The following is a 22,816-nucleotide window of genomic DNA, read 5'->3' on the forward strand; positions in this document are numbered from 1 at the left end:
CGTCATGGCGCTGTACGGGGATCAGGGGTTCAGGGACGTCCGCAGGAAGCCGGTGAGCGCGGCGGTCAGTTCGGCCGGTGCGTCCTCCTGCACCAGATGCCCGGCGCCCTCGATGATCCGCAGCTCGGAGCCGGGCACGAGGGCGGCCAGTTCATGGCCGCGTTCGAGCGGGATCCAGGTGTCCTGTGCGCCCCAGCAGATCAGCACCGGCAGCTCGATCCCGCCGTAGCGGTGCTGGATCTCGTCGGTGAACCGCTGGTCGTTCTGGCTGATCTGCCGGTAGAAGGCGGGCTGTCCGGCCTCGGTGCACCAGGGCTCGACCAGCCGGTCCAGGACCGCCGGACGCAGCCCGGTGTGACTGGCCGAACTCACGTACTCGCGCACCAGGGCCCGGTGCAGCGCGGGCGGCAACTGCCCGAAGACCTCCGGGTGTCCGCCGAGCAGCCGGTAGGCGGGCGAGCCCCAGGGCGCCAGCGCCACCGGGTCCACCAGCGCCAGGCGGCGGTAGTGGGCGCCGTGCAGCAGATGGGCGCGCAGGGCGACGCAGCCGCCGAAGTCATGGGCGGCCACGGCGGGTTCGGCCAGCTCCCAGTGGCCCAGGAGTTCCGTGAGCACCCGGGCCTGTGAGCCGAGCGAGACGTCCTGGCCCTCGAACTGTGCGGAGGCGCCGTATCCGGGCAGGTCCCAGACGAAGACCCGGTGGTCCTGGGCCAGCGCGCGGGCCACCCCGCGCCAGACGTACGAGGAGAAGGGCGTCCCGTGCACCAGGACGACGGGCGGCGCCCCGGCCCGGCCCAGGGCGGCCCAGCGGACCTCCCCGGCGGAGCTGTGGAACGTGCGGTCCAGGATCCATGGGTCGTCGCTCATGTGCGCCAGCCTAGGGTCCGTCGTTCGGACCGGGCCGGGTCAGGGTGCGTCGTCCAGCCAGTGCAGCCGGCCGAGGGTGACCAGCCGTAGCCGGCGCCTGGCCACCTCGGCCACCGCCCGTCCGCCGTCCGGGCCCGCGTCCAGCAGCGCGGAGGCGGTGATCACCATGTGGTCGACGTAGAGGCCGCCCAGCATCAGTAGATCCTCCTCGCTCCAGCCCCGCGACTCCGGCTCCCCGGCGAGCGCCGCCGCCACCTCCTCGGTGAACAGCCGGAGCTGGGCTGCGATGGCCTCGCGGACCGGGCCGACCCCGCCGTGCTGCTCGCGGGCGATGAACCTGAAGTGGGCGGGCTGCTCGCGGACATGGCGCGCTATCAGTTCGACGCTGCGGTCGAGCCGGACCTCGCTGTCGCCGGTCTCGGCCAGGATCGCGCCGATCATTCCGTGCAGGCTGCCCAGCGTCTGCTCGACGAGAGCGACACCGAGCGCGGCGATGTCGTCGAAGTGCCGGTAGAAGGCCGTCGGTGTGACACCGCCCGCGCGGGTCACCTCGCGCAGCCCCAGGCTGCTCAGGCTCTGCTCCTCCAGCAGCCCGAGGGCGGCGTCCAGCAGTGCCTGACGCGTCTTGAGCTTCTTGGCCTGGCGGATACCGGCGGTGTGACTCATGCCATTCAGTAAACAACTGTTCTCCGGGGCGGGGAAGAGGTGCGCGGGTCTAGACTGACAAGTCAGTGAACACTCGTGCTCTCAACCGTGGAAAGGCCGGCCATGATCGTCCTCGTCGTCGCCCTGCTCCTGCTGGGGATCGTGCTGGGAGCGGTGGCCCACATACCGCTGCCGCTGACTCTCGTCCTCGGCGCCCTCATCGGCTGTTGGCTGCTGGTCTTCGCCGTGCGCGAGCGCCTCGGCGCGCAGCGCCGGTCCCGGTGACGGACACCGCCGCCGCCCCGCCCCGCCGCATCCACCCCGAAGGAGTCCGCACCATGACGCTCACCACACTCGGCCGCCGCTCCGGAACGGCGGACGGCACCGATCCTGGCGCCCCCGCTCCCGCCCCTGCTCCCGCTCCCGCCGCGACGTCCGCCGGCCCGACCTCCGACGCCCCGGTCCGGTCCACGCGGTCCAGCCGGTCCAGCCGGTCCAGCCGGGACGCCGACGCCCTCGCGGTCGCCTCTTTCGTCCTCGGGCTCGTCGGACTGCTGGTGATGAACATCCTGCTGGGCCCGGCGGCCATCGTGATGGCGGTCATCGCCCTGGCCCGGTCCACCGCTCGCAGGGGCCGCGCCCTGCTGGGGCTCGCGCTCGGCGTCGCCGACCTGGTGGTCCTGGCCTTCCTCGTCACCGGGAACGGCGCTGTCGGCTGGAGTTTCAGCGGCTGACACAGGGCGATTCCGGTGCGGGGGGCATCGAAATAGCGGTGCGCGGGCGGCGATTCCGCGGTGCGCGGGCGGCGAGGTGCCATGCGCCCGCCCGGCGCCCCGCCGCAGGCTCGTAGAATCGAGCCCACCATGGCTTACCTCGACCACGCCGCGACCACCCCGATGCTTCCGGAAGCGATCGCGGCGATGACCGCCCAGCTCGCTGCCACCGGCAACGCGTCCTCCCTGCACGCCGCCGGGCGCCGGGCCCGCCGTACCGTCGAGGAGTCCAGAGAGACCCTCGCCGACGCCCTCGGCGCACGCCCCAGCGAGGTGGTGTTCACCTCCGGCGGCACCGAAGCGGACAACCTCGCGGTGAAGGGCCTGTACTGGGCCCGCCGCGACGCCGACCCCCGCCGCACGCGGGTGCTGGCCAGCCCCGTCGAGCACCACGCGGTGCTCGACGCCGTGGACTGGCTGGCCGAGCACGAGGGCGCGACCGTCGAATACCTTCCCGTCGACCGTTACGGGCGGGTCCACCCGGACGCGCTGCGCGAGGCGCTGGTCCGTCACCCCGACGACGTCGCGATGATCACCGTGATGTGGGCCAACAACGAGATCGGCACCATCATGCCGGTACGTGAACTGGCTTCAGTGGCGCGCGAGTTCGATGTGCCCATGCACGCCGACGCGGTGCAGGCCTTCGGCCAGCTGGAAGTCGACTTCGCCCGTTCGGGACTGGCCGCGATGACCGTCAGCGCACACAAGATCGGCGGCCCGTTCGGCGTCGGCGCACTGCTGCTCGGCCGCGACCACACCCCCGTACCCGTGCTGCACGGCGGCGGGCAGGAGCGCCATGTGCGCTCCGGCACCCTCGATGTGCCCGGGGTCGCCTCGTTCGCCGTCGCGGGGCGGCTCGCCGCCGACGGGCGCGAGGGCTTCGCCCGGGAGACCGGGGGCCTGCGCGACCAGCTGGTCGCGGCCGTGCTGGCGGAGGTCCCGGACGCTCTCCTCGGCGGCGACCCGGCCCCCGGCGGGCGGCTCCCGGCCAACGCGCACTTCACGTTCCCCGGCTGCGAGGGCGACTCCCTCCTGCTGCTGCTGGACGCCCAGGGCATCGAGTGCTCGACCGGCTCCGCCTGCACGGCCGGGATCGCCCAGCCCAGCCACGTGCTGCTCGCCACCGGTACAGAGCCGGACCTGGCGCGCGGCACCCTGCGCTTCTCGCTCGGCCACACCACGACCAAGCAGGACATCGACGAGGTGGCGCGGGCGATCGGCCCGGCGGTGGAACGGGCCAGGACGGCCGGACTCAGCTGAACGCCGGCGGCCCGGCCTCTGCGCCGGGCTGCCCGCACCGGCTTCGGGTACCCCGGCGCCCTTCTCGTACCTCAGCGCCGCGCCGCCCGCACCAGCTTCATGTAGCGGTCCCAGTCCCAGCCCTTGCCCGGGTCCGTGTGATCGGCGCCCGGCACCTCCACGTGCCCGATGACGTGCTTCCGGTCCACCGGTATCCCGTACCGCCCGCATATCGCGGCGGTCAGCCGGGCGGACGCCGCGTACATCGCCGCGGTGAAGTCCTGCGGGCGGTCCACGAAGCCCTCGTGCTCGATACCGACGCTGCGTTCGTTGTACGAGCGGTTGCCCGCGTGGAACGCCACGTCCAGCTCGCGGATCATCTGCTCCACATGACCGTCCTTGCGCACCACGTAGTGCGCCGCCGCCCCGTGCCGGGGGTCCTGGAAGACCCTGACGGCGCTCTGGAAGCTGCCTTGCGTGACATGGATGACGACCCGGTCGATGCCGTAGTCGTCGGGGCGGTCCGCCCGCCGCCAGTTCGACGGGGACGCCGCCGTCCACCGGGCCCGCGCGTAGTCCACCTCGCCGGGTGTACGGGGCTTCTCCACGCCCGGCAGCCGCCACCAGGCACGTTTCAGCTGGTCCCGGGCGAGCGCCGCCGTGCCGGCCGCCGTGACGGCGCCACCGATCAGCACCGAACGCCGGCTGATGCCGGTGCCGGAGCCCTCGGCGCCTGTCGTGCCCTTCGTCCCCATGTCGTCGACAACGCATATCCATGAGCGTTCGGTTCCCGGGGCCCCGTACCCTGGTGGAGCTATGACTCAGACTTCCCAGCGCCCCCTCCGTGTCCTCGCCGCCATGTCGGGCGGGGTCGACTCCGCCGTCGCCGCGGCCCGCGCCGCAGAGGCTGGCCACGACGTGACCGGTGTGCACCTCGCCCTCTCCGCGAACCCGCAGTCCTTCCGGACCGGGGCCCGGGGCTGTTGCACCATCGAGGACTCCCGCGACGCCCGCCGCGCCGCGGACGTCATCGGCATCCCCTTCTACGTCTGGGACCTGGCGGAACGCTTCCGCGAGGACGTCGTGGAGGACTTCGTCGCGGAGTACGAGGCCGGCCGCACCCCCAACCCCTGCCTGCGCTGCAACGAGAAGATCAAGTTCGCCGCGCTGCTCGACAAGGCCCTCGCCCTGGGCTTCGACGCGGTCTGCACCGGCCACTACGCCACGGTCGTGCTCGCCGCCGACGGCAGCCGCGAGCTGCACCGCGCCTCCGACATGGCCAAGGACCAGAGCTATGTGCTGGGCGTCCTGGACGAGCGCCAGCTCGCCCACGCCATGTTCCCGCTCGGTGACACCCTCACCACCAAGGACGAGATCCGCGCGGAGGCCGAGCGCCGGGGTCTGGCCGTCGCCAAGAAGCCCGACAGCCACGACATCTGCTTCATCGCCGACGGCGACACCCAGGGCTTCCTGGCCGACCGTCTCGGCGGCACGGCGGAGGGCGACATCCTCGACGAGTCCGGTACGAAGCTCGGCACCCACGAGGGCGCCTTCGGCTTCACCATCGGCCAGCGCAAGGGCCTGCGCATCGGCCACCCCGCGCCCGACGGCAAGCCGCGCTACGTCCTGGACATCTCCCCGGTGAACAACACGGTGACGGTCGGCCCCGTCGAGGCCCTCGACGTGACCGCCCTCACCGCGATCAAGCCCCGCTGGTGCGGCACCCCGCCGTCCGGCCCCGGCACGTACACCGCCCAGCTGCGCGCCCACGGCGGCGAGACCGAGGTGAGCGCCGAACTGCTCGACGGCACCCTCAACGTCGCCTTCACCGAGCCGGTGCGGGGCGTGGCCCCGGGTCAGGCGGTCGTGCTGTACGACGGGACGCGCGTGGTCGGGTCGGCCACGATCGCGACGACGGTACGGCGGGAGACGGCGGCGGCGGGCTGACGGGCCGCCGAACGTCCGTACCCCGCGCGGATACGCCCGACCCCTGTACGGGCGTGGCCGCGCGGAGTGCTCCGGGCCCCGGCGTAGACGGCGTGCGGCGTCAGGAAGCCTGGCCCGCGTACACGTCGCGGGTGAAGAACTCCGCCAGCACCGGCGCGATCACCTGCGGTGCCAGCTCCCGGGCCTGGCCCGTCAGCGTGCGGTGGCGGCCCCGGGGGAGGGCGTCCGCCAGTTCCTGGCTCGCCGCCCTCGCGGTGTCCGGGCTGAAACCGCCGCCGACCACCAGGGTCCGGGCCGTGACGGAGGCGAACCGCCCGGCCGGCACCGCGCCGTCGCCGAGCAACGCGTCGTCGTACGCCAGGGTGTGCGCCACGGACTCCAGGCTGCGCCACAGCGGCGCACTCCGCATCCTGGCGATCAGATCGGCCGGGACGCCCGTCACGCTGAGGAACAGCTCCACCGCCCCGTCCCGGTCCCCGGCGGACAGCAGCCGGTGCAGCCGGGCCGTGCAGTCCGCCTTGAACAGCAGACCGGCCGGCCCTGGGGTGTACGGCGGCTCGTACACCGCGAGCAGGTCGACGGGGAGCCCGGCGGCCTGCGCCTCCAGGGCCAGCGCGCCGCCGGTCCCGGCGCCGAACACCGAGGGGCGGCCGCCGACCGCCTCGACGACCGCGCCCAGGTCCTCGATCTCGCGCGCCACCGCGTACGGCGCGCGGTCACCGCTGTCGCCCCGGCCCCGCCTGTCGTAGGTGACCACATGGAAACGGGGCGCCAACAGGCGTGCCAGCGGGGCCTCGGTCGCGGCCGTGGCCAGGGCCCCGCCCACCAGGATCACCGGCGGTCCTTCACCCCGGCGCCGGTACGCGATCAGGGTGCCGTCGCGGGAGAGTGTCTTGTCCATGTGAAGGTGGACTGCGGGGCGCCAGGAAACTCATCGCCCGGAGCGAGAAGTTTCTGAACTTTCTCTCCGCACCTGATCACAGGGGTTGTTGAGCTGTGCCGACCTCCGCTCCGGCTTCAGTCCGCGACCGCCTCGGTGTCGTAGAAGCAGAAGTGGTCCTTGATCGCGGCGACTTCCTCCTTCGGCTCCGGGTACGCCCAGACCAGGTCCGCCGCGTCCGGCAGCGACCAGTAGGAGGCATCCCCCTTGAACGGGCAGTGGGTCCGGGTGTCGGAGGCCGTCAGCAACTCGGTGCGGACGTCCTCGGGCGGCAGGTAGTACCGCACCGGACAGCCGGTCTCGCGCAGGACGAGCGGGCGCCGGCTCTCCGCAAGAGTTACGCCGTCGCGGATCACGCGCACGTGCTCTGCGGCGGGCTCCACGGTGATGAGGTGTCCTCGGGTGGCAGTCATGTGTGGTTCAGCGGCGGGGCACGCCCGTTTCTTCCCCGGCGGCACGGCTGTCGGTGGCGGGTTCTACGGTGGAGGCCATGAACATCTGCGTATTCCTCTCCGCCGCCGACCTCGACGAGCGCTACACCCGGCCCGCCCGCGAATTCGCCGAACTGATCGGCCGCGGCGGACACACCCTGGTCTGGGGCGGCTCGGAGAGCGGGCTGATGAAGGTCGTGGCCGACGGGGTGCAGGAGTCGGGCGGGAAGCTGGTCGGGGTCTCGGTGGACTTCCTGGCCGCGAAGGCCCGTACCAACGCGGACGAGATGGTGATCGCGCGTGACCTCGCGGAGCGCAAGGCGCTCCTCCTGGAGAAGTCCGACGCCGTCGTGATCATGGTGGGCGGCACCGGCACCCTCGACGAGGCGACCGAGATCCTGGAGCTCAAGAAGCACGGCAAGCACACCAAGCCGGTCGTGCTGCTCAACACGGCGGGCTTCTACGACGGACTGCGCCAGCAGTTCCAGCGTATGGAGGACGAGGGCTTCCTGCCGCTCCCGCTGACCGACCTGGTGTTCTTCGCCAAGGACGGCGTGGGCGCCCTGGCCTACCTGGAGGAGTGGTCCGGCCTGCAGTGATGTGCCCCTTGTGACGTGAGGAGAGCGCCGTGACGGGTGCGACGATGGGGGCATGTCCACTCACCTCATCACCGGCGCCGGTTCCGGCATCGGCGCAGCAGTCGCCCGCCGTCTCACCGAGCGCGGCGACGACCTCGTCCTCCTGGCCCGCGACGCGGGCCGCGCCAGGGAACTCGCCGCGCTGCACCCCGGCGCCCGCACGATCGTCGGGGACCTCGCCAACCCGGACCGGCTCTCCTGGGCCTTCGCCCAGCAGCCGGTGCCGGAGCGGCTCGACTCACTGATGCACATCGCGGGCGTCGTCGAGCTCGGCCAGGTCGGGGAGCTCACGCCCAAGGCCTGGCACGCCCAGCTCAACGCCAACCTGGTGGCCCCGGCCGAGCTCACCCGGCTCTTCCTGCCGCAGCTGCGCGTCGCACAGGGCCACGTCCTCTTCGTCAACTCCGGCGCCGGGCTCGCCGCGAGCGCCGGCTGGAGCGCCTACGCGGCGAGCAAGCACGGGCTGAAGGCGCTGGCCGACTCGCTGCGCCAGGAGGAGCACGGCAACGGGGTCCGGGTGACCACCGTCTACCCCGGGCGCACCGCGAGCCCCATGCAGGCCAAGGTCCACCAGCAGGAGGGCAAGGAGTACGACGCCGAGCGCTGGATCGACCCGGAGTCCATCGCCACCACCATCCTGATGGCGATCGACCTGCCGCGCGACGCCGAGGTCAACGACCTCACGGTGCGCCCCGGCCGCTGACGGCGCGGGCCCGCGACGGCCGTAGGCTTCCCGCGTGAGCGAGAAGAGCAAGTTCAGGATGTGCCCGGCCACCGGAATCGGATCGATGCCCGGAGGGGACGCACGGGAGGCGGCGAAGACCGTCACCGGCTCCTTCGGGGACGGCCAGGGCGTGCCCTATCTGGCGGAACTGCCCGCGCGCGGGCCGGGCGCGGACATGATCGGGCGGACCATCGGGCTGCTCGTCGAGATGTACGGGCACGTCGAGCCGAGCGGCTGGCGGATCAGCGACCGGCCGGGGCGCGACACCCGCCGGGCCCGCTCCTGGCTGGGCGAGGACCTCGACGCGCTGGAGGAGTTCACCCAGGGCTACGAGGGCCCGCTCAAGGTCCAGGCCGTCGGGCCCTGGACGCTGGCCGCCGCCCTGGAGCGCCGGGGCGGCGAGGCCGTGCTCGGCGACCGGGGCGCCTGCCGCGACCTGGCCGGATCGCTGACCGAGGGGCTGCGCGACCACCTCGCGGAGGTACGGCGCCGGATGCCCGGAGCCCGGGTGATCCTCCAGCTCGACGAACCCTCCCTGACCGGCGTCCTGCGCGGGCAGGTCAGGACGGCGAGCGGCTACCGCACCTACCGTGCGGTGGACCGCCAGCTCGTCGAGTCCACCTTGCGCGAGGTGCTGGGCGCGGCGGGCGAGGGCGCCACGCTCGTCCACACCTGCGCGCCGGAGGTCCCGTTCGCCCTGCTGCGCAGGGCCGGGGCGGACGGCATCTCGTTCGACTTCTCGCTGCTCACCGAGCGTGAGGAGGAGGCGATCGGGGAAGCCGTCGAGGGCGGTACCCAGCTGTTCCTCGGGGTGGTGCCGGGCACAGACCCGGCCTCGGACGGATTGTCCGACCCGGGCGGTAGCGTCATGGGTGTCAGGACGCTGTGGCGCAGGCTGGGGCTGAATCCGGGGACTCTGACCGAGTCCGTCGCGATCACCCCGTCGTGCGGCCTCGCGGGCGCGTCACCCGCGTACGCACGGGCCGCGCTCGCCCACTGCGCCCGGGCCGCGAAATCGCTTGCGGACAACCCTGAGTAACGGGGCACTGGGTAACGGGAGGACGGGACGATGGCCGGCGAAGAGCAGACGGCAGGGCCGGTGGAGGCAGGGACGGAGGTGCCGCCGGAGTCACGCGAGCGGCACGCACTCCTCGCCGAACAGATCGAGGAGCACCGCTTCCGCTATTACGTGAACGACCAGCCGGTCGTCAGCGACGCCGAGTTCGACCGGCTGATGCGCGAGCTGGAGGCACTGGAGGACACGTACCCGCCGCTGCGCACGCCCGACTCGCCGTCGCAGAAGGTCGCGGGCCCGTACCGGACGGAGTTCACCTCCGTCGAACACCGCGAGCGGATGCTGTCCCTGGACAACGCCTTCGACGACGAGGAGCTGGCCACCTGGGGCGAGCGCGTCGCCCGGGACGTCGGCGCCACCGGCTACCACTTCCTGTGCGAGCTGAAGATCGACGGCCTCGCGGTCAACCTCACCTACGAGCACGGCCTGCTGACCCGGGCCGCGACCCGGGGCGACGGCCGCACCGGCGAGGACATCACGCCCAACGTCCGGACGATCGCGGAGATCCCGCACCGGCTGAAGGGCGACCGCATCCCGGCGCTCGTCGAGATCCGCGGCGAGGTCTTCTTCCCGATGGAGGGCTTCGAGGAGCTGAACGCCCGGCTGGTGGAGGCGGACGACAAGCCCTTCGCCAACCCGCGCAACGCGGCGGCCGGTTCACTGCGCCAGAAGGACCCCAAGGTCACCGCGAGCCGCCCGCTCCACATGGTCGTCCACGGCATCGGCGCCCGCGAGGGCTTCGACATCGACTGCCTCTCGCACGCCTACGAGCTGCTCCAGGCCTGGGGCCTGCCCACCGCCAAGTACAACAAGGTGGTCGACTCCCTCGACGGCGTACGCGAGTTCATCGCCTACTTCGGCGAGAACCGGCACTCGGTGGAGCACGAGATCGACGGCGTCGTCGTCAAGCTCGACGAGATCCCGCTCCAGGGCCGGCTCGGCTCCACCTCGCGCGCCCCGCGCTGGGCAATCGCCTGGAAGTACGCGCCGGAGGAGGTCAACACCAAGCTGGTCAACATCCGCGTCGGCGTCGGCCGCACCGGCCGCGTCACTCCGTACGCACAGGTCGAACCGGTCGAAGTGGCCGGCTCCGAGGTCGAGTTCGCCACCCTGCACAACCAGAACGTGGTGCGGAGCAAGGGCGTCCTGATCGGTGACACGGTGGTGCTCCGCAAGGCGGGTGACGTGATCCCCGAGATCCTCGGGCCGGTCGTCGACCTCCGCGACGGTACCGAGCGGGCGTTCGTCATGCCCACCGAATGCCCCGAGTGCGGCACGGAGCTGCGGCCCATGAAGGAGGCCGACATCGACGTCCGCTGCCCGAACGCCCGCTCCTGCCCGGCCCAGCTGCGCGAGCGCGTCGCCTATCTGGCGGGCCGCAAGTGCCTGGACATCGACCACTTCGGCTATGTCGCGGCCGCCGCGCTGACCCGCCCGCTGGAGCCCGCGGAGCCGCCGCTGCGCGACGAGGGCGATTTGTTCGGACTGACCGTCGAGCAGCTGCTGCCCATCCGGGCCTACGTCCTCGACATGGACAGCGGACTGCCCAAGCGCGACCCGAAGACGGGGGAGGAGAAGACCGCGCTGGTCTTCGCCAACCAGCAGGGCGAGCCGAAGAAGAACGCCGTCGCGATGCTGGACGCCATCGCGGCGGCGAAGGAAGCCCCGCTGGCCCGCATCCTCACCGGGCTCTCGATCCGCCACGTCGGGCCGGTCGCCGCGCAGGAGCTGGCCCGTCAGTTCCGTTCCATCGACCGGATCGACGAGGCCACCGAGCAGGAGCTGTCCGACGCCGACGGGGTCGGACCGATCATCGCGGCCTCGGTGAAGGCGTGGTTCGCCGAGGAGTGGCACCGGGAGATCCTGCGCAAGTGGCGCGAGGCCGGGGTCCGGATGGAGGACGAGGGCGCCGGTGAGGAGGAGGGGCCCAGGCCGCTCGAAGGACTCACCGTCGTCGTCACCGGCACCCTGGACTCGCACACCAGGGATGGCGCGAAAGAAGCCCTCCAGAGCCGCGGGGCGAAGGTGACCGGGTCCGTCTCGAAGAAGACCTCCTTCGTGGTGGTAGGTGACAACCCCGGCTCCAAGTACGACAAGGCCGTGCAACTGAAGGTCCCCGTGCTGGACGAGGACGGCTTCGCCGTACTGCTCGCGGACGGACCCGACGCGGCGCGCGAGGCGGCTGTGCCGGCCGGGACGGCTGAGACGGGGGCCGGGACGGGGGCCGGGACGGGGGCCGGGGAGTAGCTCCGGGTCCGCGGTGCGGGGAGTCGTGGGCGTACGCCCGGATTCACCCGGTCGGCGCATAGCAGATGCTGACGGACGGTCGGTTCGCATTCGGGCAAGAGATGTAGACCGCTGCCCCTGGAAGCCCTCCGCGGCCTACTGTTGAGGGATGCGCCCGCGGAGCCCGGCGCCGGGTGTGCCGGGCGCGGTGGCAGGGAACGGAACGATCAGGTGACATCGGCACCGCCGGCTGTGAGAGGGACGGAATGAAACCGACCGAGAACGCCGCACCGGTGTCGCGGCTGCAGGGTTTCGCCGGACTCACGCCCAAGGTGGGCATCGTCGTCGTGGCTCTCGCCACCGTCCAGCTCGCGACCGGCTTCTACCGGACGGTGAGCGGCGGGCACGCGATCTTCCCGGACGGGAAGGCCGGCTGGTCGCTCGCCGTGCTCACCGGGATCGTCGTCGGCCACCTGGTCGCGCTCGGCCGCGACCGCTGGTGGGGCGGCACCGGTTCAGGGGCCGCCCTCACGCTCGCCGTGCTGCTGCTCTACGGCTGGGTGCCCGCCGGACTGGTCAGCCTGGTCGTGGTCGTCCTCGTCGGGATGGCCCGCAGGCACCGCTGGTGGCAGGGGCTGCTGCACGGAGCGGTGGACATCCTGGGGGTGGGCGCGGCGGCCCTGGTGATGGCCGCGTTCGGTGAGGTGCAGACCGTCGAGTCGCCCTGGCAGCCACTCGACTGGGGCATCGACGCCGTCCCGGAAGTCCTCCTCGCCGCCTCCACCTATCTGCTCGTCACCCGGGTGCTGCTCTGGTACGCCCGCTCGCCACAGGGCGGCGGGCTGCCGACCGCCGCCCGCACCGCACTGCTGCGCCAGGGCCTCGTCGCGGTCGCGCTGCTCGGCATCGCACCGCTGATCTGCGTCGTCGCCATGGCCATGCCGGTCCTGCTGCCGCTCTTCGCGGTCCCGCTGATCGCGCTCGACTCCACGCTCTGGATCGCCCGGGCGCGGGCGGAGGAGCAGCTGCGGGACCCGCTGACCGGCCTGCCGAACCGCCAGTGGCTGCTGGAACGCACCTGGACGGCCCTGGAGGAGGCCGAGAGCCTCGGCTCCAGGGCCGGACTGGTCCTGATCGACCTCGACCGCTTCCGGGCGGTCAACGACACCCTCGGCCATCTGGCCGGGGACCGGCTGCTGCTGCAGATAGCGGAACGGCTGCGCCTCGCCCTGCCGCGCGGGGCGGAGGTGGCCAGGCTCGGCGGCGACGAGTTCGCCGTCCTGCTGCCCACCGCCGACTCCACCACCAGCGCCATACGGGTCGCCCGCCATCTGGTCGCCGCGCTCTCCTCCCCGCTGGACCTCGACGGGCTCACCCTGGTGCTGGAGGCCAGCGCCGGTGTCGCCGTCTACCCCGATCACGCGCTGGACGCCGAGGGGCTGCTGCGCCGGGCGGACGTGGCGATGTACCAGGCCAAGCGCGACCGCACGGGCGTCGAGGTGTACGAGTCGAAGCGCGACAGCAACACCCCGGACCGGCTCGGGCTCCTCGGTGACCTGCGGCGCGCGCTGGACGCCGGAGAGGTCGAGCTGCACTACCAGCCCAAGGTCCGCTTCGACGGACAGGTGGCCGGCCTCGAAGCCCTGGTCCGCTGGGTGCACCCGGAGCGGGGGCGGGTCCCCCCGGACGAGTTCATCGCCATCGCCGAGTCGTCCGGGCTGATGCCCCACCTCACCGAGTACGTACTGGAGACGGCGCTCGCCCAGGTCGCCCGGTGGCGGGCGCAGGGGCTGTTCGTCCCGGTCGCGGTCAACGTCTCCCCGCGCGATGTGCACACCCCCGGATTCGCGGGCGGCGTCGCGGCCCGGCTGGCCCGGCACGGCGTCCCGGCGGGCGCCCTGCAGCTGGAGATAACGGAACACGTGCTGCTGGAGGACCCGCAGCGGGCCGCGGACACGCTGGCCGGGCTGACCGGGCACGGCGTGAAGATGTCCCTGGACGACTTCGGCACGGGGTACTCCTCCCTCGTACACCTGCGCCGGCTGCCGGTCAGCGAACTCAAGATCGACCGCTCCTTCGTGGCCCGGCTCGCCATCGACCACGAGGACGCCGAGATCGTCCGCTGCACGATCGACCTGGCGCATTCGCTGGGGCTGCTGGTCGTCGCGGAGGGCGTCGAGGACGACGAGACGTGGGAGCGGCTGCGGGACCTGCGCTGCGACGCGGTGCAGGGCTGGCTGGTTGCCGCCGCGATGCCGCCGCAGGAGACGACCGCGTGGCTGCGGGCGCGGGGCGAGCACGGGTGGCGGCGGCCGGCCGAGCTGGCGGCGGCCGCGGCGGCCGCGGCCGCTGCGGCGAGTGTGACCACCGCGGCGACGCCCGAGCTGGAGCAGCGGCCGTCCGGGCGGACGGCGGGCTCGCGGCCGGCGACGACGTAGGGCGGTGCGGGCGCGGGGTCCGTGGTGCGGCGCTTCGGTGACGTGAGCCGGCGGCGCCCGGCGGCCGCTTTGTCCTCAATCGCCGGACGGGCTTGATTCGGTGCCGCCCGGATTTGATCTTGTGTGTCGGACGGGCTTGATTTCGCGCACCCGGACACCCCATAGGATTGGGCCAAAACCACACACCAACCCCTGAGGATCGCTGCATGCCTGGCATCACGCGCGAGGAGGTCGCCCACCTCGCCCGGCTGGCGCGTCTGGAGCTGAAGGGCGAAGAGCTCGATCACTTCGCCGGTCAGCTCGACGACATCATCGGCGCGGTCGCCCGCGTCTCCGAGGTCGCCGACCAAGACGTACCGCCGACCTCCCATCCGCTGCCGCTGACCAACGTCATGCGGGCGGACGAGGTCCGTCCCTCGCTCACCCCCGCGCAGGCGCTCTCCGGCGCCCCGGCCCAGGAGCAGCAGCGTTTCAAGGTGCCGCAGATCCTGGGGGAGGACTAAAAAGCCATGACGGACATCAGCACCATCATCAAGCTCACCGCCGCGCAGACCGCCGCGAAGATCGCTTCCGGCGAGCTCACGGCCGTCGAGGTCACCGAGGCCCACCTGGCCCGGATCGAGGCCGTCGACGAGAAGGTCCACGCCTTCCTGCACGTCGACCGCGAGGGCGCGCTCGCGCAGGCCCGCGCCGTCGACGCGAAGCGGGCCGCGGGCGAGAAGCTCGGCCCGCTGGCCGGCGTCCCGCTCGCGCTCAAGGACATCTTCACCACGCAGGACATGCCGACCACCGTCGGCTCGAAGATCCTCGAAGGCTGGGTCCCGCCCTACGACGCGACCGTCACCAAGCGGCTCAAGGCCGCCGACGTCGTCATCCTCGGCAAGACCAACATGGACGAGTTCGCCATGGGGTCCTCCACCGAGAACAGCGCCTACGGCCCGACCGGCAACCCGTGGGACCTCACCCGCATCCCGGGCGGCTCCGGCGGCGGCTCCTCCGCCGCCCTCGCGTCGTTCGAGGCCCCGCTCGCCATCGGCACGGACACCGGCGGCTCCATCCGCCAGCCCGCCGCCGTCACCGGCACCGTCGGCGTCAAGCCCACCTACGGCGGCGTCTCCCGCTACGGCATGGTGGCCTTCTCCTCCTCCCTCGACCAGGGCGGCCCCTGCGCCCGTACGGTCCTGGACGCGGCGCTGCTGCACGAGGCCATCGCCGGACACGACCCGCTCGACTCGACCTCCATCGACGCCCCGGTCCCGCCGGTCGTCGAGGCCGCCCGCAACGGCTCCGTACAGGGCATGCGGGTCGGAGTCGTCAAGCAGTTCTCCGGCGAGGGCTACCAGGCCGGTGTCGTCCAGCGCTTCAACGAGTCGGTCGAGCTGCTGAAGTCGCTCGGCGCGACGGTCGTCGAGCTGGACTGCCCGTCCTTCGACCTCGGCCTTTCGGCGTACTACCTCATCGCGCCGTCCGAGTGCTCCTCGAACCTCGCCCGCTTCGACGCCATGCGCTACGGCCTGCGGGTCGGGGACGACGGCACGAGGTCCGCGGAGGACGTCACCGCGCTCACCCGCGAGGCCGGCTTCGGCGACGAGGTCAAGCGCCGCATCATCCTCGGTACGTACGCGCTCAGCTCCGGCTACTACGACGCGTACTACGGCTCCGCGCAGAAGGTCCGCACCCTGATCACGCGGGACTTCGAGAAGGCCTTCGGAGAAGGCGGCGTCGATGTGATCGTCTCCCCGACGACGCCCACCACCGCCTTCCCGATCGGCGAGCGCGCCGACGACCCGATGGCCATGTACCTCGCGGACCTGTGCACCATCCCGACCAACCTGGCCGGCAACGCCGCCATGTCGCTGCCCTGCGGCCTGGCACCGGAGGACGGCCTGCCGGTCGGGCTGCAGATCATCGCCCCCGCCATGAAGGACGACCGGCTTTACAAGGTCGGAGCCGCCGTTGAGGCCGCCTTCGTGGAAAAGTGGGGACACCCACTGCTTGAGGAGGCTCCGTCGCTGTGAGTGCCATGGCAAAGAAGGCCACGAACTTCAAGAAGTCCAAGACCGGGCTGTACGTATCGCTCGGCAGCACCGCGTTCGGCGCGATCAGTGTTGCCAAGCAGATCAGGCTCGCGCGGAACGACAACGACACGCTGCGCCTCATCGACGCGACCGTGTCCGCCGCCGCCATCGTCACCGGCCTCGCGATCCTCTATCGCGAACTGAAGCGTCTCGGCGACGACGACGTCCTGCTGGGCTGAGAGGGAAAGTTTTCACCGTGACTGCTGTCATTGACCTGGAGTCGTACGAGGACGCCCTCGCGACGTACGACCCCGTCATGGGCCTCGAAGTCCATGTCGAGCTGGGTACCAAGACCAAGATGTTCTGCGGCTGCTCCACCGAGCTCAAGCAGGACGCCAACTCCCAGACCTGCCCGGTCTGCCTCGGGCTGCCCGGCGCGCTGCCGGTCGTCAACGAGATCGGCGTCGAGTCCGCCATCAAGATCGGTCTCGCGCTGAACTGCGAGATCGCCGAATGGTGCCGGTTCGCCCGGAAGAACTACTTCTATCCGGACATGCCGAAGAACTTCCAGACCTCCCAGTACGACGAGCCGATCGCCTTCGACGGCTATCTGGACGTCCAGCTGGAGGACGGGGAGATCTTCCGGGTGCAGATCGAGCGCGCCCACATGGAGGAGGACACCGGCAAGTCGACCCACGTCGGCGGCGCCACCGGCCGTATCCACGGCGCGTCCCACTCCCTGCTCGACTACAACCGCGCGGGCATCCCGCTCATCGAGATCGTCACCAAGCCGATCGAGGGAGCGGGCGCACGGGCACCCGAGGTCGCCAAGGCGTACGTCGCCGAGCTGCGCGAGCTCATCAAGGCGCTCGGCGTCTCCGAAGCCCGGATGGAGATGGGCCAGATGCGCTGCGACGTCAACCTGTCGCTGCGCCCGCACGGCCGCGAGGCGTTCGGTACCCGCTCCGAGACGAAGAACGTGAACTCGCTGCGTTCCGTCGAGCGGGCCGCCCGCTTCGAGATCCAGCGCCACGCCGCGGTGCTGAACTCCGGCGGCACGATCGTGCAGGAGACCCGGCACTTCCACGAGGAGGACGGCTCCACCACGGCCGGCCGCATCAAGGACAACGCCGAGGACTACCGCTACTTCCCCGAGCCCGACCTGGTGCCGGTCGCCCCGGCCCGGGACTGGGTCGAGGAGCTGCGGGGCGGGCTTCCCGAGCTGCCCCGGCTGCGCCGCGCCCGGCTCAAGGAGGAGTGGGGCATCAATGAGCACGACATGCAGTCCATCCTCAACGCGGGTGCGGTCGAGCTGATCGTCGCGACGATCGACGCGGGCGCCCCCGCCGACCAGGCCCGCAAGTGGTGGATGGGCGAGCTGGCCCGTAACGCCAACGAGACCGGCCGGGGCCTCGACGAGCTGGGTGTCACCCCCGCGCAGGTCGCCCGGGTGGCCGAGCTCGTCGCCTCCGGTGACCTCAACGACAAGCTGGCCCGCCAGGTGCTCGAAGGTGTCCTCGCGGGCGAGGGCGACCCGGACACCGTCGTCGAGAAGCGCGGCCTGAAGGTCGTCTCCGACGAGGGCGCGCTGTCCACGGCGGTCGACGAGGCCATCGCGGGCAACGCGGCCATCGCGGACAAGATCCGCGGCGGCAAGGTCGCCGCGGCCGGCGCGCTCGTCGGCGCCGTCATGAAGGCCACCCGCGGCCAGGCGGACGCGGCCCGGGTGCGTGAGCTGATCCTGGAGAAGCTCGGCGTCGAGGGCTGAGCCCTTCCCGCACGTCCCGAGGGGGCGGTGCACCGGGTCCCACCCGGCGCACCGCCCCCTTTTCACCGGTCCGGAGAGTCCGCTGAACACCGTCACCGCCGAGATCGTCTCCGTCGCCCTCCTGCTGGGGGTGCTGGCGTTCGCCGTCGTACGCCCCAGGGGCCTGCCGGAGGCGACCGTCGCCGTGCCCGCCGCGGTCCTCGTGATCGCGCTCGGCGCGGTCTCCTGGCCCGAGGCCAGGTCCCAGCTGGGCGACCTGCTGCCGGTCGTCGGATTCCTCGCGGCGATCCTGGTGCTGGCTCAGCTCTGCGCCGACGAAGGGCTCTTCAGGGCCGCCGGTGACCTGGTGGCCCGAGCCTGCGGCGGGCGGACCGGCCCGTTGCTCGCAGGCGTCTTCGTCGTCGCCTCGGTGATCACGGCGGTGCTCAGCCTGGACGCCACCGTGGTCCTGCTGACCCCGGTCGTCCTCGCGACCGCCGCCCGCGTCGGGGCCCGCCCCCGCCCGTACGTGTACGCCTGCGCGCACCTCGCCAACTCCGCGTCGCTCCTGCTCCCCGTCTCCAACCTGACCAACCTGCTGGCGTTCACCGCCAGTGGCCTCTCCTTCACCCGCTTCGCCGCCCTGATGGCGCTGCCGTGGCTGGCGGCGATCGCCGTCGAGTACGTCATCCTGCGCCGGTTCTTCGCGGCCGACCTGGCGGCGGGAGCGCATCCGCCGGAGCAGGACGGGGACCGGCCGGAACTGCCCGTCTTCACCCTGGTCGTCCTGGTGCTGACCCTGTGCGGGTTCGTCGTGACCTCGTTCGCGGGCGCGGAACCGCTGTGGGCGGCGCTGGCGGGCGCCGCGGTGCTGGCCGTACGGGCGCTGGCGCGGCGGGAGACCACCGCGAAGGGCCTGGTGCACGCCGCCAACGTGCCGTTCTGCCTGTTCGTGCTGGCACTGGGCGTCGTCGTCAAGGCGGTCGTCGACCACGGCCTCGGCACCGGGATCGCCCGGCTCCTGCCGGAAGGCTCCTCGCTGGGCGCGCTGCTGGCGGTGGCCGCGGTCGCGGCGGTGCTCGCCAACCTGATCAACAACCTGCCGGCGATCCTCGCCCTGCTCCCGGTCGTCGCGGCGGCCGGCCCGGGGCCGCTGCTGGCCGCGCTGATCGGGGTGAACCTCGGGCCGAACCTCACGTACGTCGGCTCGCTCGCCACCCTGCTGTGGCGCCGCATCCTGCACACGCACGACGAGCCGCCGGAGCTCGGCCACTTCACCAGGCTCGGGCTGCTGACCGTACCGGCGACGCTGGCGGTCTCGACGGTCGCGCTCTGGGGGGCGCTGCGGGTGATCGGGGTGTGACACCCCCTCCGCGAGTCCCCCGGACGGCCGGAGCCATGTCGCCCATATGCGGATCCGACGCCTGTGAGTAAGGCCACGAATCGGGCAAATAATCACCTTTGGCTGTCAGAGTGACGGTTCTCAAGGTCATGCGTTCTCCTGCGGACGGTTCCGCCGAGCCGCCGCAGAGACCACGAACCCACAGGGAGCTCGTCCCTTGGCCGCCATCGCACGCTGGTGCATCGCACACCGCCTCGTCGCCGTCCTCCTCTGGCTGCTCGCACTCGGCGGCACGGCCGCAGGTGCGGCGATCGCGGGGAGTTCCTACACGAACGACTACGAGGCACCCGGCACCGAGTCCGGCCGCGCCGCCGCGCTCCTGAAGAGCGGCTTCACGAATCTCGGCGGGGACACGGACACCATCGCCTGGCACACCGACGACTCGACCGTGCGGGCGGCCGATGTCGAGCAGAAGATGACCAGGACCCTGAACGCGGTCGAACAGCTGCCCGGCGTCGGTGCCGTGGCCGGGCCCTACACCCAGGCGGGCGCCGGACAGATCAGCGCGGACGGGCGCACGGCCTACGCCACGGTCACCTTCGACCGGCAGGCCGACGACGTACCGGTGGAGCAGGCCCAGGAGGTCGTCCACACCGCGAAGGCCGCCTCCGACACCCACCTCCAAGTCGAACTGGGCGGTTCGGCCATAGCCCTCACCGAGGCGCCCGCCGTCCACCTCAGCGAGGCCATCGGGGTCGTCGTCGCGGCCGTCGTGCTCTTCCTCGCCTTCGGCTCGCTCGCCGCCAGCATGCTGCCCATCGCCACCGCCCTCGTCTCGGTCGGCACCGCGTACGCGGGCATCGTGCTGCTCGGACACGTCATGACGGTGGCCGACTTCGCCCCCATGCTCGGGATGCTCGTCGGGCTCGGGGTGGGCATCGACTACGCCCTCTTCATCGTCACCCGGCACCGCAGGGGGCTCAGGCGCGGCATGAGCGTTGCGGAGGCGGCGCAGTACGCGGTCGCCACGACCGGCCGCGCGGTCGTCTTCGCCGGGGCCACCGTCTGCATCGCGCTGCTGGGCATGCTGATCCTGCGGCTGAGCTTCCTCAACGGTGTCGCCGTCGCCGCCTCACTCACCGTCGTACTGACCGTGGCGGCGGCCGTCACCCTGCTGCCCGCCCTGCTGTCCCTCATCGGCATGCGGGCGCTGAGCGGGCGCGAGCGCAGACGGCTCGACCGGGACGGACCGCAGCCGGATCCGCCCACCGGATTCGCCGCGCGCTGGTCCGCCTTCGTCGAGCGGCACCCCAAGCTGCTCGGCGGGATCGCGGTGGCGGTGATGCTCGTCCTCGCGCTCCCCACCTTCTCGCTCCACCTCGGCAGCTCCGACCAGGGGAACAACGCGAAGTCCTCGACCACCCGGCAGGCGTACGACCTGCTGGCCGGTGGATTCGGCCCCGGTGTCAACGGACCGCTGACCATCGCCGCGCAGCTGGACGGCGCGGACGACCGGCTGGCGATGGACGCGCTGCCCTCGACGCTGCGGAACACCGACGGAGTCGCGTGGGCCTACCCGGTCACGTACAACTCCAGCGGCGACACCGCGTTCGTCACCGTCGTACCGGACTCGGAGCCGCAGTCCCGGCGGACCAGCGCGCTCGTCGACCGGCTGCGTACGGACGTCCTGCCGAAGGCCGCCGACAACACCTCGCTCCGGACCCATGTGGGCGGCGTGACGGCCAGCTACGACGACTTCGCGCAGATCATCATCGGGAAACTCCCGCTCTTCATCGGTGTCGTCATAGGGCTCGGCTGCCTGCTCCTGCTGATGGCCTTCCGGTCGGTCGGCATCCCCCTGAAGGCGGCGGTGATGAACGTGGCGGCGGTCGCCTCCTCGTTCGGCGTGGTCGTCGCGATCTTCCAGTGGGGATGGGGGAGCGAGCTGCTGGGGCTGGGCAGCTCCGGCCCGATCGAACCCTTCCTGCCGGTCATCATGGTGTCCGTACTGTTCGGCCTCTCCATGGACTACCAGGTGTTCCTGGTCGGCCGGATGTACGAGGAGTGGCTGGAGACCGGCGACAACCGGCGGGCGGTCCGGGTCGGCCTCGCGGAGACCAGCCGGGTGATCAACTCGGCCGCGGTGATCATGATCTCGGTCTTCCTCGCCTTCGTGCTCAGCGGCGACCGGGTCATCGCGATGTTCGGGATCGCGCTCGCCTCGGCCGTCGCGCTGGACGCCTTCGTCCTGCGCACGCTGCTGGTGCCCGCCCTGATGCACCTGCTGGGCGGAGCGAACTGGTGGCTGCCCGGCTGGCTGGACCGGCGGCTGCCGCGCATCAGCATCGAACCGCCCGAGTGCCGGTCGCCGCGTGCGCGGATCCCGGCGGCGGGCGCGAGCCCGGACGACGAGGCGGTACCGGCCACCCAGCGCGTTCGCTGACCGGATCGGTTTCGGGGTGGTTCAGGGAAGTTCGGAGCGGTTCAGAGTGCTTCGGATCGGTTCAGATCGGTTCGGATCGGTTCGGAGCGGCTGTGCCGGGGCGGGGGAGCGGGGGCCGGGTGCCGCAGGGCGTTAAGAACGTTCTCATCCGGGACGCCTAGCGTGCGGGAAATGAACCCCACCACTCCCACCACTCCCACAGCTCCCGTCGCCGAGGGCGACGGAGAGAACAAGACGGCAGAGAAGGCCGCCACAGAGACCGCCGGCGCCAAGGACGCGGCGGAGCGACCCGAGACGGCGGGGCGGCTCGACAAGGCGCACACGGAGTCGGCAGAGGCCACAGAGTCCGCGGACCGCGGCGACGGGGCGGAGCAGGGCCTCGGCCTGGACCTCGATGACGACCTGGACGGCGACCTCGACGACGACGGGTCCGGCAAGGAGTCCGCCGGTCTCGCCACCGCCGCCGCGGCCGTCGTCTCCGTCGGCCTCGGCATCGTCTCGCTCACCGGAGCCTGGAGCGGCCGGGTCGCCGCCGAGCGCGAGACCCTGATCGGCCAGATCAAGACGTCGTCCGGTGGCTCGGCCGCCCAGCAGATCTCCGAGATCTACGGCGACGCCTGGCACGCCACCGCCCTGGTCAACGGGATCTTCGGGCTCGTCGCCCTGCTGGTCGGCTGCTACGTCCTGGTCCGGCCCGCGTTCGGCGCCCCCTCCGCACACCCGCAGGCCGGCTGGGTCCGCGCGGTGGCCAAGGGCGGCATCGCACTCGGCTTGATCGGCGTGCTGGTCGCCGTGGGCATGTACTTCGACCTCATCGTCGCCCTGCCCACGGCGGCCGCGACGACAGCGGGAAGCTGACCCGGCGGGACAACGGGAAGCCGACCCGGCGGGTCAACGGGAAGCCGACCCGGCGGACCGGAACTCCCCCTTCCGTAGGACGCCCCCCGGAGCCGCCTAAGGCATCCGCGGGGGCGTTCGCGGTCCGGGTGCGGTGACGTGGGCACGCGCCTAAGGCACCGGCCCGCCGGAGATGCGGAACTCGCCCGATGCGCCGGTACCCCCCGGAGGACGACAGTGGAGGCACGGCAGACGAACTGCCGCCACCGGGCCCAACGGCCCACGTCACCAGGGGAATCGCATGTACGAGTACGAGCTCCAGAAGATCATGCAGGCCGAACTGATCCGCCGCGCCGACGCCGAGCGGCTTGCCCGGGAAGCACGTCGCGCCGGCCGGGCCGCCCGCGGTTCGGGACGCAAGGAGCGCGAGAGGACGGTGAGTGCGGACAGCGACCGGCAGCGGTTCGTGCACGCCGCGTAAGGGCC

General features: G+C 72.0%; 22 protein-coding genes. 17 read left to right on the forward strand and 5 right to left on the reverse strand.

Annotated elements, in window-relative coordinates:
- Positions 1-21 precede the first annotated feature (21 nt).
- Both OG892_RS28795 and OG892_RS28800 read right to left on the reverse strand, forming a co-directional pair.
- Positions 22-867 (reverse strand): alpha/beta fold hydrolase, encoded by an 846-nt coding sequence (locus OG892_RS28795; protein ID WP_371630658.1) that lies wholly within the window; start codon positions 865-867, stop codon positions 22-24.
- 39 nt (positions 868-906) lie between these two features.
- On the reverse strand, positions 907-1,533 hold the full coding sequence (locus tag OG892_RS28800) for a TetR family transcriptional regulator (RefSeq protein ID WP_328865322.1): 627 nt from the start codon (positions 1,531-1,533) through the stop codon (positions 907-909).
- 102 nt (positions 1,534-1,635) lie between these two features.
- Between OG892_RS28800 and OG892_RS28805 the strand changes: the two genes are divergently transcribed.
- The 3 genes from OG892_RS28805 to OG892_RS28815 all read left to right on the forward strand — a co-directional run bounded on the left by OG892_RS28805 (position 1,636) and on the right by OG892_RS28815 (position 3,545).
- Positions 1,636-1,797 (forward strand): hypothetical protein, encoded by a 162-nt coding sequence (locus tag OG892_RS28805; protein ID WP_327339152.1) that lies wholly within the window; start codon positions 1,636-1,638, stop codon positions 1,795-1,797.
- Between the two features lie 53 nt (positions 1,798-1,850).
- The gene (locus OG892_RS28810; RefSeq protein ID WP_371630659.1) at positions 1,851-2,246 is read left to right on the forward strand and encodes a DUF4190 domain-containing protein; all 396 of its coding nucleotides are present in this window, start codon (positions 1,851-1,853) and stop codon (positions 2,244-2,246) included.
- 129 nt (positions 2,247-2,375) lie between these two features.
- Positions 2,376-3,545: a cysteine desulfurase family protein gene (locus OG892_RS28815; protein WP_328865319.1), complete on the forward strand. Its 1,170-nt coding sequence runs from the start codon at positions 2,376-2,378 to the stop codon at positions 3,543-3,545.
- Positions 3,546-3,616: 71 nt separating this feature from the next.
- Here the strand turns inward: OG892_RS28815 and OG892_RS28820 are convergent, their stop codons facing one another.
- Entirely contained in the window at positions 3,617-4,279 is a 663-nt protein-coding gene (locus OG892_RS28820; protein ID WP_073738645.1) for an N-acetylmuramoyl-L-alanine amidase, read from the reverse strand.
- Between the two features lie 61 nt (positions 4,280-4,340).
- Between OG892_RS28820 and mnmA the strand changes: the two genes are divergently transcribed.
- Positions 4,341-5,471 (forward strand): tRNA 2-thiouridine(34) synthase MnmA, encoded by a 1,131-nt coding sequence (mnmA, locus tag OG892_RS28825; protein WP_371630660.1) that lies wholly within the window; start codon positions 4,341-4,343, stop codon positions 5,469-5,471.
- Between the two features lie 100 nt (positions 5,472-5,571).
- On the opposite strand, the gene OG892_RS28830 is transcribed toward mnmA, so the two are convergent.
- Together OG892_RS28830 and OG892_RS28835 are read right to left on the reverse strand one after the other, a co-directional pair.
- Positions 5,572-6,372: an alpha/beta fold hydrolase gene (locus OG892_RS28830; RefSeq protein ID WP_328865318.1), complete on the reverse strand. Its 801-nt coding sequence runs from the start codon at positions 6,370-6,372 to the stop codon at positions 5,572-5,574.
- A gap of 116 nt (positions 6,373-6,488) precedes the next feature.
- The gene (locus OG892_RS28835; protein ID WP_073738648.1) at positions 6,489-6,824 is read right to left on the reverse strand and encodes a DUF427 domain-containing protein; all 336 of its coding nucleotides are present in this window, start codon (positions 6,822-6,824) and stop codon (positions 6,489-6,491) included.
- A gap of 77 nt (positions 6,825-6,901) precedes the next feature.
- Between OG892_RS28835 and OG892_RS28840 the strand changes: the two genes are divergently transcribed.
- The 13 genes from OG892_RS28840 to OG892_RS28900 all read left to right on the forward strand — a co-directional run bounded on the left by OG892_RS28840 (position 6,902) and on the right by OG892_RS28900 (position 22,811).
- Positions 6,902-7,441, forward strand: coding sequence for a TIGR00730 family Rossman fold protein (locus OG892_RS28840; protein ID WP_073738649.1), 540 nt, complete (start codon positions 6,902-6,904; stop codon positions 7,439-7,441).
- 52 nt (positions 7,442-7,493) lie between these two features.
- Entirely contained in the window at positions 7,494-8,183 is a 690-nt protein-coding gene (locus OG892_RS28845) for an SDR family oxidoreductase (protein WP_073738650.1), read from the forward strand.
- Between the two features lie 34 nt (positions 8,184-8,217).
- Complete coding sequence (locus OG892_RS28850; RefSeq protein WP_073738651.1) at positions 8,218-9,243, forward strand: methionine synthase; 1,026 nt, start codon at positions 8,218-8,220, stop codon at positions 9,241-9,243.
- Between the two features lie 30 nt (positions 9,244-9,273).
- Complete coding sequence (gene ligA, locus OG892_RS28855; RefSeq protein WP_371630661.1) at positions 9,274-11,526, forward strand: NAD-dependent DNA ligase LigA; 2,253 nt, start codon at positions 9,274-9,276, stop codon at positions 11,524-11,526.
- 245 nt (positions 11,527-11,771) lie between these two features.
- Positions 11,772-13,943: a bifunctional diguanylate cyclase/phosphodiesterase gene (locus OG892_RS28860; RefSeq protein WP_073738653.1), complete on the forward strand. Its 2,172-nt coding sequence runs from the start codon at positions 11,772-11,774 to the stop codon at positions 13,941-13,943.
- A gap of 206 nt (positions 13,944-14,149) precedes the next feature.
- The gene (gene gatC, locus OG892_RS28865; protein WP_003966094.1) at positions 14,150-14,446 is read left to right on the forward strand and encodes an Asp-tRNA(Asn)/Glu-tRNA(Gln) amidotransferase subunit GatC; all 297 of its coding nucleotides are present in this window, start codon (positions 14,150-14,152) and stop codon (positions 14,444-14,446) included.
- Between the two features lie 6 nt (positions 14,447-14,452).
- On the forward strand, positions 14,453-15,961 hold the full coding sequence (gatA, locus tag OG892_RS28870; protein ID WP_073738654.1) for an Asp-tRNA(Asn)/Glu-tRNA(Gln) amidotransferase subunit GatA: 1,509 nt from the start codon (positions 14,453-14,455) through the stop codon (positions 15,959-15,961).
- A gap of 5 nt (positions 15,962-15,966) precedes the next feature.
- On the forward strand, positions 15,967-16,200 hold the full coding sequence (locus OG892_RS28875; protein ID WP_073738655.1) for a hypothetical protein: 234 nt from the start codon (positions 15,967-15,969) through the stop codon (positions 16,198-16,200).
- A 17-nt stretch (positions 16,201-16,217) separates the two neighbouring features.
- A complete protein-coding gene (gene gatB / locus OG892_RS28880) occupies positions 16,218-17,729 on the forward strand; it encodes an Asp-tRNA(Asn)/Glu-tRNA(Gln) amidotransferase subunit GatB (RefSeq protein ID WP_073738656.1) in 1,512 nt (503 codons plus the stop codon).
- A gap of 82 nt (positions 17,730-17,811) precedes the next feature.
- Entirely contained in the window at positions 17,812-19,071 is a 1,260-nt protein-coding gene (locus OG892_RS28885) for an SLC13 family permease (protein WP_371631709.1), read from the forward strand.
- Between the two features lie 196 nt (positions 19,072-19,267).
- Positions 19,268-21,493, forward strand: a complete 2,226-nt coding sequence (locus tag OG892_RS28890; RefSeq protein WP_371630662.1) for an MMPL family transporter — start codon at positions 19,268-19,270, stop codon at positions 21,491-21,493.
- Positions 21,494-21,664: 171 nt separating this feature from the next.
- Positions 21,665-22,351: a hypothetical protein gene (locus OG892_RS28895; protein ID WP_371630663.1), complete on the forward strand. Its 687-nt coding sequence runs from the start codon at positions 21,665-21,667 to the stop codon at positions 22,349-22,351.
- 280 nt (positions 22,352-22,631) lie between these two features.
- On the forward strand, positions 22,632-22,811 hold the full coding sequence (locus OG892_RS28900) for a hypothetical protein (protein WP_328865314.1): 180 nt from the start codon (positions 22,632-22,634) through the stop codon (positions 22,809-22,811).
- Positions 22,812-22,816: the final 5 nt, after the last annotated feature.

This window comes from Streptomyces sp. NBC_00341 (assembly GCF_041435055.1).
GTDB lineage: Bacteria > Actinomycetota > Actinomycetes > Streptomycetales > Streptomycetaceae > Streptomyces.

Coding starts and splice junctions, on each gene's coding strand:
- OG892_RS28795 (WP_371630658.1), bottom strand. CDS start 867: ATGAGCGACGACCCATGGATCCTGGACCGCACGTTCCACAGCTCCGCC.
- OG892_RS28800 (WP_328865322.1), bottom strand. CDS start 1,533: ATGAGTCACACCGCCGGTATCCGCCAGGCCAAGAAGCTCAAGACGCGT.
- OG892_RS28805 (WP_327339152.1), top strand. CDS start 1,636: ATGATCGTCCTCGTCGTCGCCCTGCTCCTGCTGGGGATCGTGCTGGGA.
- OG892_RS28810 (WP_371630659.1), top strand. CDS start 1,851: ATGACGCTCACCACACTCGGCCGCCGCTCCGGAACGGCGGACGGCACC.
- OG892_RS28815 (WP_328865319.1), top strand. CDS start 2,376: ATGGCTTACCTCGACCACGCCGCGACCACCCCGATGCTTCCGGAAGCG.
- OG892_RS28820 (WP_073738645.1), bottom strand. CDS start 4,279: ATGGGGACGAAGGGCACGACAGGCGCCGAGGGCTCCGGCACCGGCATC.
- mnmA (WP_371630660.1), top strand. CDS start 4,341: ATGACTCAGACTTCCCAGCGCCCCCTCCGTGTCCTCGCCGCCATGTCG.
- OG892_RS28830 (WP_328865318.1), bottom strand. CDS start 6,372: ATGGACAAGACACTCTCCCGCGACGGCACCCTGATCGCGTACCGGCGC.
- OG892_RS28835 (WP_073738648.1), bottom strand. CDS start 6,824: ATGACTGCCACCCGAGGACACCTCATCACCGTGGAGCCCGCCGCAGAG.
- OG892_RS28840 (WP_073738649.1), top strand. CDS start 6,902: ATGAACATCTGCGTATTCCTCTCCGCCGCCGACCTCGACGAGCGCTAC.
- OG892_RS28845 (WP_073738650.1), top strand. CDS start 7,494: ATGTCCACTCACCTCATCACCGGCGCCGGTTCCGGCATCGGCGCAGCA.
- ligA (WP_371630661.1), top strand. CDS start 9,274: ATGGCCGGCGAAGAGCAGACGGCAGGGCCGGTGGAGGCAGGGACGGAG.
- OG892_RS28860 (WP_073738653.1), top strand. CDS start 11,772: ATGAAACCGACCGAGAACGCCGCACCGGTGTCGCGGCTGCAGGGTTTC.
- gatC (WP_003966094.1), top strand. CDS start 14,150: ATGCCTGGCATCACGCGCGAGGAGGTCGCCCACCTCGCCCGGCTGGCG.
- gatA (WP_073738654.1), top strand. CDS start 14,453: ATGACGGACATCAGCACCATCATCAAGCTCACCGCCGCGCAGACCGCC.
- OG892_RS28875 (WP_073738655.1), top strand. CDS start 15,967: ATGGCAAAGAAGGCCACGAACTTCAAGAAGTCCAAGACCGGGCTGTAC.
- OG892_RS28895 (WP_371630663.1), top strand. CDS start 21,665: ATGAACCCCACCACTCCCACCACTCCCACAGCTCCCGTCGCCGAGGGC.
- OG892_RS28900 (WP_328865314.1), top strand. CDS start 22,632: ATGTACGAGTACGAGCTCCAGAAGATCATGCAGGCCGAACTGATCCGC.